The sequence below is a fragment of the Variovorax sp. TBS-050B genome, from assembly GCF_029893635.1.
Classification (GTDB): Bacteria; Pseudomonadota; Gammaproteobacteria; order Burkholderiales; family Burkholderiaceae_C; genus Variovorax.
On the sequence record NZ_JARXYR010000002.1, the window covers coordinates 4,346,292 to 4,362,316 of the forward strand.

19 protein-coding genes are annotated in these 16,025 nt (G+C 67.9%); 11 read left to right on the forward strand and 8 right to left on the reverse strand.

Translation table 11 applies throughout. From position 1 onward, the window contains the following. Nucleotides 1–226: 226 nt before the first annotated feature. The 6 genes from M2165_RS23210 to M2165_RS23235 are packed head-to-tail and all read left to right on the forward strand — an operon-like array spanning nt 227 to nt 3,691. Nucleotides 227–793, forward strand: coding sequence for an RNA polymerase sigma factor (locus tag M2165_RS23210; RefSeq protein ID WP_280816928.1), 567 nt, complete (start codon nt 227–229; stop codon nt 791–793). Next, nucleotides 790–1,212, forward strand: coding sequence for a DUF3619 family protein (locus M2165_RS23215; RefSeq protein ID WP_280816929.1), 423 nt, complete (start codon nt 790–792; stop codon nt 1,210–1,212). The genes M2165_RS23210 and M2165_RS23215 overlap by 4 nt, the downstream gene beginning before the upstream one ends. Before the next feature lie 20 nt (nt 1,213–1,232). Next, nucleotides 1,233–2,078, forward strand: a complete 846-nt coding sequence (locus M2165_RS23220; RefSeq protein WP_280816930.1) for a DUF3106 domain-containing protein — start codon at nt 1,233–1,235, stop codon at nt 2,076–2,078. 14 nt (nt 2,079–2,092) lie between these two features. Next, nucleotides 2,093–2,659: an RDD family protein gene (locus tag M2165_RS23225; RefSeq protein ID WP_280816931.1), complete on the forward strand. Its 567-nt coding sequence runs from the start codon at nt 2,093–2,095 to the stop codon at nt 2,657–2,659. Continuing rightward, nucleotides 2,656–3,069, forward strand: a complete 414-nt coding sequence (locus M2165_RS23230; RefSeq protein WP_280816932.1) for a diacylglycerol kinase — start codon at nt 2,656–2,658, stop codon at nt 3,067–3,069. The genes M2165_RS23225 and M2165_RS23230 overlap by 4 nt, the downstream gene beginning before the upstream one ends. A gap of 31 nt (nt 3,070–3,100) precedes the next feature. Next, entirely contained in the window at nt 3,101–3,691 is a 591-nt protein-coding gene (locus M2165_RS23235) for a TIGR00730 family Rossman fold protein (protein ID WP_280816933.1), read from the forward strand. Nucleotides 3,692–3,706: 15 nt separating this feature from the next. On the opposite strand, the gene M2165_RS23240 is transcribed toward M2165_RS23235, so the two are convergent. Further along, a complete protein-coding gene (locus M2165_RS23240) occupies nt 3,707–4,045 on the reverse strand; it encodes a P-II family nitrogen regulator (RefSeq protein ID WP_280816934.1) in 339 nt (112 codons plus the stop codon). Further along, complete coding sequence (locus M2165_RS23245) at nt 4,042–5,748, reverse strand: NAD+ synthase (RefSeq protein WP_280816935.1); 1,707 nt, start codon at nt 5,746–5,748, stop codon at nt 4,042–4,044. The genes M2165_RS23240 and M2165_RS23245 overlap by 4 nt, the downstream gene beginning before the upstream one ends. Before the next feature lie 19 nt (nt 5,749–5,767). Here M2165_RS23245 and M2165_RS23250 point away from each other — a divergent pair, with 19 nt between their 5' ends. After that, entirely contained in the window at nt 5,768–6,946 is a 1,179-nt protein-coding gene (locus tag M2165_RS23250; protein ID WP_280816936.1) for a GNAT family N-acetyltransferase, read from the forward strand. Nucleotides 6,947–6,983: 37 nt separating this feature from the next. On the opposite strand, the gene ppa is transcribed toward M2165_RS23250, so the two are convergent. Beyond that, nucleotides 6,984–7,511: an inorganic diphosphatase gene (gene ppa / locus M2165_RS23255; RefSeq protein WP_280816937.1), complete on the reverse strand. Its 528-nt coding sequence runs from the start codon at nt 7,509–7,511 to the stop codon at nt 6,984–6,986. Nucleotides 7,512–7,763: 252 nt separating this feature from the next. Between ppa and M2165_RS23260 the strand changes: the two genes are divergently transcribed. Together M2165_RS23260 and M2165_RS23265 are read left to right on the forward strand one after the other, a co-directional pair. Next, nucleotides 7,764–10,343: a sodium-translocating pyrophosphatase gene (locus M2165_RS23260; RefSeq protein WP_280816938.1), complete on the forward strand. Its 2,580-nt coding sequence runs from the start codon at nt 7,764–7,766 to the stop codon at nt 10,341–10,343. Further along, a complete protein-coding gene (locus M2165_RS23265; RefSeq protein ID WP_280816939.1) occupies nt 10,343–10,714 on the forward strand; it encodes a nuclear transport factor 2 family protein in 372 nt (123 codons plus the stop codon). Before M2165_RS23260 ends, M2165_RS23265 begins: the two co-directional genes overlap by 1 nt. Nucleotides 10,715–10,733: 19 nt before the next feature. On the opposite strand, the gene M2165_RS23270 is transcribed toward M2165_RS23265, so the two are convergent. Continuing rightward, on the reverse strand, nt 10,734–11,366 hold the full coding sequence (locus M2165_RS23270; RefSeq protein WP_280816940.1) for a TetR/AcrR family transcriptional regulator: 633 nt from the start codon (nt 11,364–11,366) through the stop codon (nt 10,734–10,736). 105 nt (nt 11,367–11,471) lie between these two features. On the opposite strand from M2165_RS23270, the gene M2165_RS23275 reads away from it, so the two are divergent. Continuing rightward, complete coding sequence (locus tag M2165_RS23275) at nt 11,472–12,305, forward strand: metal-dependent hydrolase (protein WP_280816941.1); 834 nt, start codon at nt 11,472–11,474, stop codon at nt 12,303–12,305. Here the strand turns inward: M2165_RS23275 and M2165_RS23280 are convergent. The 4 genes from M2165_RS23280 to M2165_RS23295 form a co-directional block, all read right to left on the reverse strand. After that, the gene (locus M2165_RS23280) at nt 12,299–12,877 is read right to left on the reverse strand and encodes a hypothetical protein (protein ID WP_280816942.1); all 579 of its coding nucleotides are present in this window, start codon (nt 12,875–12,877) and stop codon (nt 12,299–12,301) included. The two genes, M2165_RS23275 and M2165_RS23280, sit on opposite strands and share 7 nt — an antisense overlap. 217 nt (nt 12,878–13,094) lie before the next feature. Then, complete coding sequence (locus M2165_RS23285; RefSeq protein ID WP_280816943.1) at nt 13,095–13,325, reverse strand: hypothetical protein; 231 nt, start codon at nt 13,323–13,325, stop codon at nt 13,095–13,097. Next, nucleotides 13,312–13,683: a hypothetical protein gene (locus tag M2165_RS23290; RefSeq protein WP_280816944.1), complete on the reverse strand. Its 372-nt coding sequence runs from the start codon at nt 13,681–13,683 to the stop codon at nt 13,312–13,314. Before M2165_RS23290 ends, M2165_RS23285 begins: the two co-directional genes overlap by 14 nt. A gap of 102 nt (nt 13,684–13,785) precedes the next feature. Then, entirely contained in the window at nt 13,786–15,366 is a 1,581-nt protein-coding gene (locus M2165_RS23295; protein ID WP_280816945.1) for a phospholipase D family protein, read from the reverse strand. A 97-nt stretch (nt 15,367–15,463) separates the two neighbouring features. On the opposite strand from M2165_RS23295, the gene M2165_RS23300 reads away from it, so the two are divergent. Then, nucleotides 15,464–16,021, forward strand: coding sequence for a peroxiredoxin (locus tag M2165_RS23300; protein ID WP_280816946.1), 558 nt, complete (start codon nt 15,464–15,466; stop codon nt 16,019–16,021). Nucleotides 16,022–16,025 lie beyond the last annotated feature (4 nt).

Sequence of the window (16,025 nt, forward strand, 5' to 3'; positions counted from 1 at the left end):
TTGTGGGGCCGCGCCAGGACTTGAGGCCAAAGCCATGAGCGGACTGATGTTCCGCCGGACCGTGACCCGTTTGCCTTTTGACTTGCAAGGCGGATTATGACATCGATGCGACCGCTTCCGCGCCGAAAGCGCCAGGAAAAGACGCAAGGGCATAATCCGCGCAGAAAAACACAAGCGCTTCCAGACACCCCATTCCCCATGCGGCGCCTGCGGCGTCCTCTCTCGCTTGGCCACTGAACTCGAACTTTCCGACTTTCTGAAGAGCGTCGAACGACGCGCTTTCAAGCGCTCGGTCTACCACGTGCGAGACGAGGAAGCGGCACTCGACATCGTGCAGGACAGCATGATGAAGCTGGCGCAGCACTACGGCGACAAGCCGCCGGAAGAGCTGCCGATGCTGTTCCAGCGCATCCTCTCGAACTGCACGCTCGACTGGTTCCGCCGGCAGAAGACCCGCCGCGCCCTGTTCTCGAACCTCGGCGACTTCGAGGCCGCCGGAGACGACGGCGATTTCGATCTGCTGGAGAACTTCGTCTCGCCGACCGACTCCAGAGAGACGGAAAGCGCCGAGGACACGACCCGCCGCGCGCAAATCTTCCGCGAGATCGAAGAAGAGATCGCAGCATTGCCGGGCCGTCAACGAGAGGCTTTCCTGATGCGTTACTGGGAAGAAATGGACGTCGCCGAAACGGCCGCCGCAATGGGCTGCTCCGAGGGCAGCGTCAAAACCCACTGTTCGCGCGCCGTGCACGCCTTGAGCAAAGCGCTCAAAGCCAAGGGAATTTCGCTATGAACACTAAGGTTCCAAACTCTTCTGTTGCGGCCGAAGACCGATTCGGCCAGCGCGTCGCTGCGCGCCTGTCGGATGGAAGCCAGACGCTGCCGCACGACATCGGCGAGCGGCTGCGCGTGGCTCGCGCGCAGGCCGTCGCCGCGCGCAAGCAGGCTCCGCAATTGCGCGCCGCGCCGGCGGTGATGCAGTCGGGGCACACGGCGACGCTGGGCGGCGGCTGGTGGACCCGCATCGGTTCGGTGGTGCCGCTGATCGCCCTCGTGGCCGGCCTGATCACCATCAGCGTGATGCAGGACGAGGACCGGGCGAGCGAACTCGCGGAAGTCGACTCCGCCCTGCTGACCGACGACCTGCCGCCTGCCGCCTACACGGACCCCGGATTCGCCCAGTTCCTCAAATCGGACGGCGCGTCCGACTGACCGAACCCGCCGAACCACGCATGCGACGCTCCTTCGTCACCGGCCATTCCGCGTCCCGCCCGCTGCGCCCGCCAAAGCCGGGCGCAGTCGCTTGGGCGGGCGCGCTCGCCGCTGCGGTTTTCGGCCTGACGCTGGCCAGCGCGCACACCACCGGCGAGCCCGCCAGGCAGACGGGCGAAACGGCGCGGACCGCAACCGCCAAAGCCGTCCCGGCGACGCGCCCCTACTGGAACGAACTCACCGCGGAACAGCAGCAGGCGCTGCAGCCGCTCGCCTCGCACTGGCACACCTTGAATGCGGGTCACAAGCGAAAGTGGCTGGCACTGTCACGCAACTACGCCAACATGTCGGCCGATGACCAGACCACGCTGCACAGCCGCATGATCGAATGGGCCGCCCTGAGCAACCAGCAGCGCGCCCAGGCGCGCCTCAATTTCGCGGAGGTCAAGCGCCTTCCTGCCGACGAGCGCAAGGCCAAGTGGGAGCAGTACCAGGCGCTGAGCGACGAAGAAAAGCGCCGGCTGGCCGAGCGTGCGCCCGCCAAGCCCCGTGGCGCGGCCATTCCCGTGCGCCCGGTGCCGGCCCAGAAACTCGTCGCGGTGCCGGCCGTCACCCCCGCCGGACAGCACACGCCGCGCATCATGCTGGCCCCGCCGCCGTCCCCCGCCACGCCGGCGCTCACCGCGCCGGCCGCGGCCGTCCTGGCGGGCTCGCCGCCGGAGCGCACCTCCGCGGCGGTACCCACGCCCGCCGCAGCCGGCAGCAGCGGCCTGGCAATGCAGCCTATTCCGGCCGAAGCGCAGGTGCTCGTGCCTTCGTCCTCCCTCCCCGCGGGCCAGGCCACCGAGCAGCCTTTGCCCCCCTGACCCCCAAGGCTTCGATGGTTCCCATCTCTTCCGAAGTTCCGGAATCGAGTCCCTCCTCCTCTCCCGCAGTTCCTTCACCCAGCGCTCCTCTTTTGAAAGTGCCCGGCCTGTGGCGGCGCATGGCGTGCTGGCTCTACGAAGGCATGCTGCTGTTCGCGGTGGTCTTCGTGGCGGGCTGGCTCTTCAGCACCCTCGGCCAGATGCGCGACGCCATGGATTCCCGGCGGCACCTGCTGCAGGCCTTCCTGTTCGTGGTGTTCGGCGTGTACTTCGTCTGGTTCTGGGCCCGCGGCCAGACACTGGCCATGAAGACCTGGAACATCCGCATCGTCGACCTGCAGGGACGCCCCATCACCCAGCGCCGCGCGCTCGCGCGCTACCTGCTGAGCTGGATCTGGTTCCTGCCGCCGCTGGCGGCCATCGCCCCTTTCAAGCTGTCCGGTGGAGAATCGACGGTCCTGATCTTCGGATGGGTCGCCGTCTGGGCCCTGCTGGCGCGCTTTCACCCCGAGCGCCAGTTCTGGCACGACGCCTGGGCCGGTACGCGGCTCATCACCTCCAAGCCCCTGAGCCGCCGATGAGTGCCTTGCCGGAATCCAAGCTTCCCGACCCCGCCGTCAACCCGCAGAAGGCCCGCAAGGGCTTCGAGCGCGTCTGGCATGCGACGCTGATCTCGCTGCACGGCCTGCGCGCCGGCTGGGGCGAGCCCGCCTTCCGCCAGGAAGCGGTCATGTCCATCGTGATGATCCCGGCGGCCTTCTGGCTGGGCCGCAGCTGGGTCGAAGTGGCGCTGCTCGCCGGCAGCGCGATCCTCGTGATGATCGTGGAACTGCTCAACACCGCGGTCGAGGCCGCCATCGACCGCATCGGCCCGGAATGGCACGACCTCTCCAAGCGCGCCAAGGACATGGGCAGCGCCGCCGTGCTGCTCTCGCTCACGCTGTGCGGAGGCATCTGGATCGCCGCGCTCTGGCAGCACTTCGCGTCATGAAACCGCCTGCCGCTCAAGGCATGATGGCGAGATGACCCCTGAATTCTCGATCTGTGTGTATTGCGGCTCGCGTCCTGGCGAGCGGGCCGAGTTCTCGAAGGCCGCGGAAGCGGTCGGCCAGTGGATCGGCCGGCATCGCGGTCAGCTGGTCTACGGCGGCGGGCGAACCGGCCTGATGGGCACCGTGGCCGAGGCCACGCGCGAGGCCGGCGGCCGCGTCGTCGGCATCATTCCCAAGGCCCTGGTCGACCGCGAGCTGGCCAACACCCTTTGCGACGAGCTCCACGTGGTCGACACCATGCACGAGCGCAAGGCGATGATGGGCGAGCGCGCCGATGCATTCATCGCGCTGCCGGGCGGCATCGGCACCTTCGAGGAACTGTTCGAGATCTGGACCTGGCGCCAGCTCGGCTACCACGACAAGCCGACCGGCATCCTGAACACCGCAGGCTACTACGACGGCCTGCTGGGCTTTCTCGCGCACAGCGTGCGCGAAGGCTTCATGGGCGAATGGCAGATGGCGCTGGTGCGCACCGGCACCGACCCCGCCGAACTGCTCGCCGCCCTGCGCGCCGAGGTGCCGCTGCACCCGCGCGAGGACCGGCTGGCCGAGAACCTCTGACCGGGGCGCGGGCCCTCAGACCGCGTTTTCGTTCTCCTCGCCCGTGCGGATGCGCACGATGCGCTCCACGTCGGTGACGAAGATCTTGCCGTCGCCGATCTTGCCGGTGCGCGCCGAATTGACGATGGCTTCGATGCAGCGCTCGACGTCGCCCTCGTTGACGACGACCTCGACCTTCATCTTCGGCAGGAAATCGACCACGTACTCCGCACCGCGATAGAGCTCCGTGTGGCCCTTCTGTCGGCCGAAGCCCTTCACCTCGGTCACCGTGAGGCCGGTGACACCCACTTCTGCCAAGGCTTCGCGCACGTCCTCGAGCTTGAAGGGTTTGACGATGGCGGTGATCTGCTTCATGGTTTTTGCGCTCCGGCGGTTTCGTTGAACTTGCTGGTGATAGGGTAACGCCAATCCTTGCCGAAGCTGCGGTGGGTGACCCGGATGCCTACCGGCGCCTGGCGCCGCTTGTACTCGTTGATCCTGATCAGGCGAGCGACCCGCTCGACCACCGCGCGCTCGTAGCCCGCAGCGATGATCTCGTCGATGCCCTCGTCGTCTTGCATGTAGCGCGCCAGGATGCCGTCGAGGATGTCGTAGGGCGGCAGGCTGTCCTGGTCGGTCTGGTCGGGCCGCAGTTCGGCGCTCGGCGGGCGCGTGATGATGCGCTCCGGGATCGGCGAGGCGCCGGTGCCGTAGGGGTCGTGCGCGTTGCGCCAGCGCGCCAGCGCGAACACCGTCGTCTTGAGCAGGTCCTTGATCACCGCGAAGCCGCCCGCCATGTCGCCGTAGAGGGTGCAGTAGCCGGTGGCCATCTCGCTCTTGTTGCCCGTGGTGAGCACCAGCGAGCCGAACTTGTTCGACAGCGCCATGAGCAGCGTGCCACGGATGCGGGCCTGGATGTTCTCCTCGGTCGTGTCCTCGGGCCGGCCCCTGAACTCCTCGGCGAGCGCGCCCTTGAAGGATTCGAAGGTGTGCTTGATCGAGATCTCGTCGTAGCGCACGCCGAGCCGGCCGGCCATGTCGCGCGCGTCGATCCAGCTGATGTCCGCGGTGTAGGGCGACGGCATCATGACCGCGCGGACCTTGTCCTTGCCGAGCGCATCGACCGCGATCGCGAGCACCAGCGCCGAGTCGATGCCGCCCGAAAGGCCGAGCAGCACGCCGGGGAAGCCGTTCTTGCCGATGTAGTCGCGCACGCCGAGCACCAGCGCGTCCCAGAGCTGGGCTTCGGCATCACGCGCCGGCGCGACGGCGTCCGGCCCGGCGACGACGCGCACGCCGCTGCCGCCGCTCTCGCTCGGGCGCTCCAGCGTGGCGAACACTAGGCGCTCCCGGAAGCTCTCGGCCTGCAGCGCCAGCGCGCCATCCGCCTGCAGCGCGAACGAGGCGCCGTCGAACACCACCTCGTCCTGCCCGCCGACCAGGTGTGCATAGACCAGCGGCAGGTCGACGGCGCGCGCACGGTCGGCCATGCGCGCCACGCGCTCGCCTTCCTTGCCGACGTGGTACGGCGAGGCGTTGATGACCGCCAGCACCTCGGCGCCGGCCGCGCGCGCGAGTTCGGCCGGCTCGTCGAACCAGGCGTCCTCGCAGATCAGCAGTCCGACCGAGACGCCGCCCGCCTCGAACACGCAGGTGCCCTGCCCCGGCGTGAAATAGCGGCGCTCGTCGAAGACCTGGTAGTTCGGCAGCTCGCGCTTGGCGTAGGTCTCGAGGATGCGGCCTTCCTTGATGACGCTGGCGGCGTTGTAGCGCATCTGCACCGCGACCGAGCGGCTGCGCAGGCTGCCGCCCGTGGGATGCCCCACCACCACGACCATGTCTTTGAGGTCGGCCAGCGCGCTCGCAATGCCTTTCACGGCATCATCGCAAGTCTCCGTGAATGCGGGGCGCAGGAACAGGTCTTCGGCCGCGTAGCCCGCGATCGAGAGTTCGGGGGTCAGCAGAAGGCGCGCCCCCTCGGCATGGGCGCGGCGTGCGGCATCGACGATTTTTTTCGCGTTGCCGGCGAGATCGCCCACCACAAAATTGAGTTGCGCGATGGCGAGCTTGAGCGTCATACGGAAGGAAGAAAAAGGCTTGAACGATTATGTCATTCGGGTGGTGGCGTCGCTGTCGGAGCTGAGCCCGACCACGTGGAACGCGCTGCTCGCGGCCGAGGCCGAGCCGTCGCCCTTTATGCGCCACGAATACCTGGCCGCGCTGCACGACAGCGGCAGCGCCTCGCCCCGCAGCGGCTGGACGCCGCGCTTCGTGACGCTCTGGCGCGGCAACGAACTCCAGGCCGCCTGCCCGGCCTACCTGAAGACGCACTCCTACGGCGAATACGTGTTCGACTGGGCCTGGGCCAACGCCTACGAGCAGCATGGCCTCGCCTACTATCCAAAGGCGGTGGTGGCGGTGCCGTTCACGCCGGTGCCGGGCAGCCGGCTGCTGGCACGCGATGCCCGCAGCCGCGCGCTGCTGGTGCAGGGGCTGGTCGCATGGTGCCGGCAGGAGGATCTGTCGTCGCTGCACCTGCTCTTCGGTGCCGAGGCGGACATCGCCGCCTGCACCGAAGCGGGCCTGATGCTGCGCAGCACGGTGCAGTTCCACTGGACCAACGCCGCTCCCGCGTCGGGCGACGGAACGGGGTATGCGGACTTCGAGGCCTTCCTCGCCAGCCTCTCGCACGACAAGCGCAAGAAGATCCGCCAGGAGCGCCGCAAGGTGGCCGAGGCCGGCGTCAGCTTCCGCTGGTCGCGCGGGCGCGACATTTCATCCGACGACTGGGATTTCTTCTACCGCTGCTACGCCCGCACCTACCGCGAGCACGGCAACCCGCCGTACCTGACGCGGGAGTTCTTCCAGCGCATGGCCGACACCATGCCCGAAGCGTGGCTGCTGTTCGTCGCGGAGCGCGAAGGCCGGCCGATCGCATCGAGCCTGATCGCCCTCTCGACCAACGACGACGGCCCGCTCGTGGCCTACGGACGCTACTGGGGTGCCCTGGAGCGCGTCGACTGCCTGCACTTCGAAGCCTGCTACTACCAGCCGCTGGCCTGGTGCATCGCGCACGGTGCCGCGCGCTTCGAAGGAGGCGCGCAGGGCGAGCACAAGATGGCGCGCGCCCTCATGCCGGTACGAACGACGAGCGCGCACTGGCTCGCGCATCCGGCGTTCGCCGACGCGGTCGAGCGCTTCCTGGACCGCGAGGGCGAAGGGATCGGGAACTACATGGACCACCTGGGCGAACGCAGCCCCTTCAAGGCGGGCTGAACGCCACGCTCGGCCGCATGCAGCGGCCCTTCGGCGATCACTTCTTGTAGTTGGCGATGCCGTCCACGATCTCCTTGCGGGCGGCGTCGATGCCCTCCCAGCCCAGCACCTTGACCCACTTGCCCGCTTCGAGGTCCTTGTAGTGCTCGAAGAAGTGGCTGATGGCCTTCAGGCGCATCGGGTTCACGTCGTCCACCGACTTCCAGTGGCTGTAGATCGGCAGCACCTTGTCGGTGGGCACGGCCAGCACCTTGCCGTCCACGCCGGCCTCGTCTTCCATCAGCAGGATGCCGAGCGGCCGGCAAGGCACGACCACGCCGGGCAGCAGCGGATACGGCGCGATCACCAGCACGTCGACCGGGTCGCCGTCGCCCGACAGCGTCTGCGGCACGTAGCCGTAGTTGGCCGGGTAGTACATGGCCGTGGTCATGAAGCGGTCCACGAAGATCGCGCCCGATTCCTTGTCGACCTCGTACTTGATCGGGTCGGCGTTCATGGGGATCTCGATCACGACGTTGAAATCATCGGGAACGCTCTTGCCGGGGGAAACTTTGTCGAAGGCCATGTCGTTTTCGAGTAGTTGAAAAGTATGAGGAGGATAAGGACAAACCCCAAGTTTACTTTCCGCGTCACGGCGCCGTCGCACGCGCGCCGGCGTTTGCCTGTAAATTGAGCCCGTTGGCCAATCGGCTCCGCACCCAGGTGCAGCGAGCTTCGAGGAAGCAACGCGGCGGAAAACACGGTCCCGTACGCGTTGCACGCAGGGCCTGCGCTTTCCGTCTCCACAAGTCACAACGAACGAATGGAGAAGCTAAGCATGATCGGCAACACCCCCCTGATCCTCGCGATTGTCTGTGGCCTCGTGGCCGTGGGCTACGGTTTCTGGGCCCGAAGTTGGATTCTCGCGAAGGACGCGGGCAATCCGCGGATGCAGGAGATCGCGGCCGCCATCCAGGCCGGCGCGGCCGCCTACCTCGCCAAGCAGTACACCACCATCGCGGTGGTCGGCGTGATCCTGGCCATCCTGATCGGCGTCTTCCTCGACGCGACGACCGCCGTCGGCTTCGTGATCGGCGCGGTGCTCTCGGGGGCCTGCGGCTTCATCGGCATGAACGTGTCCGTGCGCGCCAACGTGCGCACCGCGCAGGCAGCCACCCAGGGCATCGGCCCGGCGCTCGACGTCGCATTCCGCGGCGGTGCCATCACCGGCATGCTCGTGGTGGGCCTGGGCCTGCTGGGCGTCTCGGTCTTCTACTGGTTCCTGGCGGGCAACGGCAACCTCACGCCCGACCGCAGCCTGTCGGCCCTGCTCAATCCGCTGATCGGCTTTGCGTTCGGCTCTTCGCTGATCTCGATCTTCGCGCGGCTCGGCGGCGGCATCTTCACCAAGGGCGCCGACGTGGGCGCGGACCTGGTGGGCAAGGTCGAGGCCGGCATTCCGGAGGACGATCCGCGCAATCCTGCGGTGATCGCCGACAACGTGGGCGACAACGTCGGCGACTGCGCGGGCATGGCGGCCGACCTGTTCGAGACCTATGCGGTCACGCTCATCGCCACCATGGTGCTGGGCGCGCTGATGGTCGCGGCTGCGCCGGTGAACGCGGTGCTCTATCCGCTGGCGCTGGGCGGCGTGTCGATCATCGCCTCGATCATCGGCTGCTTCTTCGTCAAGGCCTCGCCGGGCATGACCAACGTGATGCCGGCGCTCTACAAGGGCCTGGCGGTCGCCGGCATCCTCTCGCTGATCGCCTTCTGGTTCGTGACGGCGTGGCTCATCCCGGACAACGCCGTGGCAGCGACCGGCAGCCAGCTCAAGCTGTTCGGCGCCTGCTTCGTGGGCCTGGCGCTCACGGCCGCGCTGGTGTGGATCACCGAGTACTACACCGGCACGCAGTACAAGCCGGTGCGGCACATCGCGCAGGCCTCCACCACCGGCCACGGCACCAACATCATCGCGGGCCTCGGCGTCTCGATGCGCTCGACCGCATGGCCGGTGATCTGCGTCTGCGTGGCCATCATGGCTTCGTATGCGCTCGCGGGCCTGTACGGCATCGCCGTGGCCGCGACGGCCATGCTGAGCATGGCGGGCATCGTGGTGGCGCTCGATGCCTATGGTCCCATCACCGACAACGCCGGCGGCATCGCCGAGATGAGCGAACTGCCCGCGAGCGTGCGCGACATCACCGACCCGCTCGACGCGGTCGGCAACACCACCAAGGCCGTGACCAAGGGCTACGCCATCGGCTCGGCGGGCCTGGCCGCGCTGGTGCTCTTTGCCGACTACACGCACAAGCTCGAGAGCTTCGGCCTCAACATCAGCTTCAACCTCAGCGATCCGATGGTGATCGTCGGCCTGTTCATCGGCGGGCTGATTCCCTACCTGTTCGGCGCCATGGCCATGGAAGCCGTCGGCCGCGCGGCCGGCGCGGTGGTCGAAGAGGTCCGCCGCCAGTTCCGCGACATCCCGGGCATCATGGAAGGCACCGGCAAGCCCGAGTACGGCAAGGCCGTGGGCATGCTCACGGGCGCGGCCATCAAGGAGATGATGATCCCGTCGCTGCTGCCCGTGGTGGTGCCGATCCTGGTCGGGCTGCTGCTCGGACCGAAGGCGCTGGGCGGTCTGCTGATGGGCACCATCGTCACCGGCCTGTTCGTCGCGATCTCGATGTGCACGGGCGGCGGCGCCTGGGATAACGCCAAGAAATACATCGAGGACGGCCACCACGGCGGCAAGGGCTCCGAGGCGCACAAGGCGGCGGTCACCGGCGACACGGTCGGCGACCCCTACAAGGACACGGCCGGACCGGCGGTGAACCCGCTGATCAAGATCATCAACATCGTCGCGCTGCTGATCGTGCCGCTGGTGGTCAAGTTCCACGCTGGCGACGCTGCGGCCGCGGTGCCGGCCAAGGTGGAAACGCCCGTGGCCGCGACCGCGCCCGCCGCGGTGCCGGCGGCGCCGGTCCGGGCCGAGGCCACGGCCCCGGTGCCGCCGGCGACCCCGACGCCGACCACGACCTCGACCCCGGCCGCCGCCGTGGCGACCGGCGCCGTGGCTGCCGTCGAAGCCGCGGCCGTCAAGGTCGAGAACGGCGTGGTGAAGTTCTACTTCGAGAGCGGCAAGGCCGAGCTCGCGCCCAATGCGAAGGAGGCGCTGGCCGACGTGGTCAAGGCCGTGCAGAGCGGCAGCACCGTGCTCGTGAGCGGCTACCACGACGCCAGCGGCGACCCGGCCATGAACGCCGAGCTGGCCAAGCAGCGCGCCATGGCCGTGGGCGATGCCCTCAAGGCCGCCGGCGCCCCGGCCGACAAGATCGAGTTGGCCAAGCCCGAGCAGACGCAGGCGGCCGGTCCGGAGAGCGAAGCTCGCCGCGTCGAAGTGAAGGTCAAGGGCTGATGCCGTCGGCCGAAAGGCTCGAGGCCTTCATCGCCGCCGTGGAGAGCGGCGCGCATGCGAAGGCCATCGAGGACTTCTACACGGAGGACGCCACCATGCGCGAGAACCAGGCCGAGCCCCGGCGCGGCCGCGGCACGCTGGTCGCCCATGAGCAGGCCGTGCTCGATCGCACGGAATCGGTGGACTCGACCTGCGTGCGCCCCGTCCTCGTGAACGGCGACCATGTGGTGATCCGCTGGGTCTTCGATTTCCGTTTCAGGAACGGCAGGACCATGCGCATGGAAGAGCTCGCCTGGCAACGCTGGCAAGGCGACCGGATCGCCGAGGAAGAGTTCTTCTACGACCCGGCGCAACAGCGCCAGCAGGCCTGAGCGCCGCGCACCGCTTGCTTCACCGGGCGCTCTCGGCCGCCACCGCACGCACCAGGCGCGTGGCGGGCGGCACCAGCTGGTTCAAGGCGCCGGCGCGGTCCTCCTCGATCGCCTGGAGCACCAGTTCGTTGATGCCGCCCACGACCGTCATGGCCATCTCGCCCGTGAGGTGCGCCGCCGGCCCACCCTGCCCGCCCGCACTGCCGTTGATCGCGGCCTGGATGAAGCTCGCGATCTCCGCATTCACCCGGCGCCGCGCCGCGAGGCCGGGCATGCCGAGGCCCAGGATCTCGACAAACAGCGTGCGCAGCAGCACTGGATCCTGCGCGAGGTAGTCGAAGTACGCGGTGATCGCCCGCTCGACCTGCGCATGCCAGGGCTGCGCCGGATCGAAGGCCTCGCTGACCGCCCGCAGCGCCTGCTTGCTCGCAGCCTCGTAGAGCGCCACCAGGCACTCGGCCTTGGTCGCGAAATGCTCGTAGAAGGTGCGCCGCGACACGGCCGCCTCGCGCACGATGTCCGCAATGGTCGTGTCCGCGTACCCCTTGGCGGCCACGGCCCGCGCCATGCCGTCGAGCAGCCGCCCGTAGTGCTCGTGGACGACCTCGCCGGAGGCATCCGGCTGGACAGGGCTTTCGGTCGCAATGCTCATCGGTTCCACATTTTCCTACGCATTGGTACTTGACGGTACCAGCCAATGGGCGCACCATGCGGGCCTTGGTACGAATGTGTACCAACAATTTCCAAGGATGGTTTCATGACCGAACTCGTGGTGCGCCGCCTTCTGATCGATCTGCAAACGCCGTTCGGCCGCAACTGGTGCGGCGGCGATGCATTCTCCACTGCCTTCTTCAATGCGCTCTCGATGAGCTTTCCGTTCGGCGAGCAGTTCTTCATCGACGCGGTGCGCGACGCGGCCGCCACGCTGCCGCCCGCGCTTCAGGAACAGTACCGCACCGAGGTGCGCGGCTTCGTCGGCCAGGAAGCGACGCACCGGCGCATCCACTCGCTCTTCAACAGCCACCTGGAACGCCAGGGGCTGGTCGACCGCTGGACCGAACGCGCGAGCCGGCGCATGACGCTGATGGAAGGCGCCGATCCGCGCCATGCGCTCGCGGTGACCGCTGCCACCGAGCATTTCACGGCCATGTTCGCCGAATGGCTGCTGGCCCATCCGGAGGTGCTCGAAGGCGCCGAACCCCGGCTGCGGACCATGTGGCTGTGGCACAGCGCCGAAGAACTCGAACACAAGTCCGTCGCCTTCGACATCTACAAGGCCGCGGAGGGTTCCGACGCCTGGCGCACGCGCTGGTTCCGCCGCGTGACCCTGATGTTCCTCGGCGACCTGATGCGCCAGACGGTGGACAACCTGCGCCATGAAGGGCAGCTCTGGAAATGGGCGACCTGGAAGAGCGCGGCGCGCATCCTGCTCGGCCGCGACGGGTTGCTGCGCGGCAACTGGCGCGCCTGGCGCAGCTACTTCCGCGCCGATTTCCATCCCGCCCAGCAGGACAGCACCCTGGCGCAACGCTGGCTCCAGGACAACCGGGCGCACTACACGCCGGTTGGCGCGACCGCCGCTGCTCAGTAGAAGATCGCGCCGCGCGCGGGGGCGGCGCCGCCGCGCTGCTCCGGGCGCATGGTCAGGTCGTGCAGCGTGTCGAAGTCCGAAGGCGCGTCGGGCACGCGCATCACCTGCTCGAGCTCATGCAGCGAGGCCACCCAGAGGCCGGCCGGCGACTCGGCAGGCTCGTCGTTGGCGAAAGTCCCGTCGCGGATGTAGAGGGTCTCGCCGTCGGGGCGCTCCACGTGCAGCTCGACGAGGCGCGAGATCGAGAAGTTGTAGGTGACGAGCTTTTCGCGCGTCTGGCGGTCCTTGCCGCCGCAATTGAAGGAGCCTTCCGACGAGATGACGATGCAGGAGCCCTCGACCTCGTTGTCCACCTCGGGGCCGGTGCGCCAGACGGCATTCGGCAGCCGCACGCGAACCTTGTCGATGACGAGGTCGCGCTGCTTGTTCAGGCTGCCGAGAGGCGGAACCAGCGAGCGCAACTGCCGCAGGCGCTCGGCAAAGATGTCGTCCATGAGGAACTCGACGTGGTGCGTCGCACTGCCGGACGAGCGCCGGACGACCTGCATGACCACGTGGCGCGATTTACTCATGGCAGGTCCTTTGCTCATCAGGCGGCGCGGGGCGCCACGGGCTGGATTCCAGAATCATTGCGGATGGGAAATTAGAACTTTCGATGGATGCAAGGGGATGCATCAATTGTGTCTAACTGTATATCCAACGCCGCCGATTTGGAAGAAGAACCGCAGCGACATGGCCTGGGCATGTCGCGAAACTGTCGCCCGCCCCTGCTAGCGGGCCGGCCGGTCGTCAGCCGAGCGATTCGTCGAGCGCCTTGCACGAAGGCGCACAGACGGTCTGCGACTTGCCCAGGACCTGGCGCGTGCGCAGCTGCGAGCGCACGCGGTGCTTGCCGCACATGAAGCAGGACATGGTGGCACCGCTGAAGGACGCCGAGGCGCGGAACGGCGAGCCCGGCGCCTTCGACTTGTAGCGCAGGCCGTCGGCCACCACGGCGGTCTTGACCTCAGCTTTGGCCATTCGTTTCGTCCTTCCTGGGTTCAATGGGGAGCCGCATGGCCCGCTCGATGGCCTTCCTGGCGCTGACTTCGGCGGCAAGCGCCGCGTCGAGGCCCGAGCGGCACAGGCCGGCATGCTGGTAGTTGAGGTTCTCGTAGACCTCGGCGGCCGCCGGATAGGCGTCGAGCAGGCGGCCCAGATCGGCGCCCGGCTCTATGTCGTTGAATTCCTGCACCAGGTGCTCGACGACCGAGCGGTACTGCTCGGCACCCACGGGAACGGCGCTGTGCTCAAGCCGCTCCAGCAGTTGAGCCAGCACGTGGGTCACTGCCAGATCGGTCTTGGGAGACGGATTTTGGGTCGTGTTCATGGTTTGCATCTGGGGGCAGCATACGCCTATGCAAGTGCCTGCCCCGGCGTTGTGGCGATGTCTCCCGTGCGCCACACTGCCGTCGGGACGCGAGCGAACGGGGGCCCCGGCCTACAGCAGCATCTCGGGAACGAGGGGCGCGATCAGCATGTTGTAGAACCGCTGGAAGAAGCCCGATTCCGGCTCCGAGGTGAGGATCACCTCCTTCTCGCCGTCGTTCGTGAGCCATTGCAGCCTGCCGGTGTCCTTGGCCAGACGCAGGCGGTAGGAGTTCTGCAGCTTGCTGATGTTGATGACGCGCAGCATTTCGCGCGCCAGCTGCGGGCTGTCGGCGACCACCCCCAGTTCGGTGTTCTGGCTCGCGGAGCGTGGATCGAGATTCATCGAGCCGATGAAGATCCACCGCTTGTCGATGGCGGCGGTCTTGGAATGCAGCCGCCCGAGCGACTTGCCGAAGGTGCCGAAGCGCTTGCCGGCGACCGTGCGCTCCGGGCTCAGTTCGTACAGGTCGGCGCCGCCCTTGAGCAGCCGCTCCCGGTAGCGCACGTAGCCGGTGTGCACCAGCGGCTCGTCGTTGGCGGCCAGCGAATTCGTGAGCAACGTGAGCTTGACCTTGCGCTTCGCGAGATCCTCGAAGGCGGCCATGCCTCTCTCGCCGGGGACGAGGTACGGCGAGGTCAGGTCGACCTGCACCCTGGCGTCCATCATGAGCGACCAGACCTGCATCGTGACGCTGGTCGCGATGGCCTCCTCCGCCGACATCGTCGCGGGCTTGGTCGGCGGATCCGCGATGGCCCGCGCTTCGCCCCACAGCAGGCCCATGCGACCCGCGTCGAGCTCCTCGGAGATCGGGCCGTAGCCGAGCAGGTCGACCGAAGGCAGCTCGATCTTCGGCGGCGGCGCCGTCATGCCGATCCAGGCGTCGAAATCGTCGGCCGTCGGCATGCGGCCGCCCTCGCCGCGCACGATCTCGGCCACCGGCCAGACCTGCTCGCTGTTCCAGTAGGCGTCGAAGATCGATTCGAGCCGCGGCACCACCTTGCCCACGACCAGCGCATCCATGTCGATGAAGTTCTGCGCCTCGCTGAGCACGAAGTACTCGTCCGCGATGTTGCGCCCGCCCACCACCGCCATCACGCCATCGGCGACGAAGAGCTTGTTGTGCATGCGGTGGTTGAGCCGCACCACGTCGAAGGGCGAGGCCGCGAAGCGCGACAGCAGGCCGCCCTCGCGCCCGCAGCAGAAGGGGTTGAAGAGCCGCACCTCCACGTTGGGAACGGTCGACAGCGCCAGCAGCGGCTGCTGGCTCCTGGCCGTGTAGAGGTCGTCGACCAGCAGGCGCACCTTCACGCCGCGTCCGGCGGCCTCGCGCAGTGCGCGCATCAGCAGGCGGCCCGTGGCGTCGTTCTCGAACTGGTAGTACTGCACCACGAGCGAGCGCTGCGCGCGCCGCGCGAGCTGGACGCGGGCATCGAGCGAATACACGCCGAGCGGCATGAGCCGGAAGCCCGAATGCTCGCCCGGCGGGGTGGAGGCGGCCGCGATCTTCGCGAGCGTGGTCGACGCGTCGACCGGGGCCGCGTGCTCGGCGGGCCTTTCGCGCGCGGGCGGCAGCGAGCCGCAGGCGGCGAGCATTGCCAGCAGCCCCGCTGCGAGCGCAATGCGCCAAAGTCCATTCCAGCCGTTCGTCATCAGTTCCGCGCTCCGTTCGCCGTGCCGTTCTTCTTCGAGTCCACGCCCATCGATGCCCCGTCCTAGAATTCGGCACTCACCCGCAAGGAGTTACATCATGGCCCGCCCGATCCTCGCACGACTTGCGCTCGTATCCGCCATGGCCGCCGGCCTGGCGGGCCCCGCGCGGGCCGCGCTGGACATCGGCGACCCCGCGCCCCGGTTCACCGCCAACGCCGCGCTCGGCGGCAAGACCTTCCGCTACTCGCTCGCCGACGCCCTGGCCAAGGGACCGGTGGTGGTGTATTTCTTTCCCGCCGCGGATTCGAGCGACTGCTCGATCGAGGCCCATGCCTTCGCCGAGGCCATCGACCAGTTCGCGGCGCTCGGCGCCAGCGTGATCGGCGTCTCGGCCGACGACATCGACACGCTCGCGAAGTTCTCGGTCAAGTCCTGCCAGAGCCGCTTTCCGGTGGCCTCGGACGAATCGAAGACGGTCATCAACGGCTTCGACGCGCTGATGCAGACCCGGCCCGATTTCGCCAACCGCCTTTCGTACGTGATCGCGCCGAACGGCACGGTGGCCTACTACTACCAGAACCTGAATCCCGACAAGCACGTGGAGCGCATGCTCAATGCGGTGAAGGCGCTCGCGCGGCCCGCGGCGTCGCGGTAGCAGA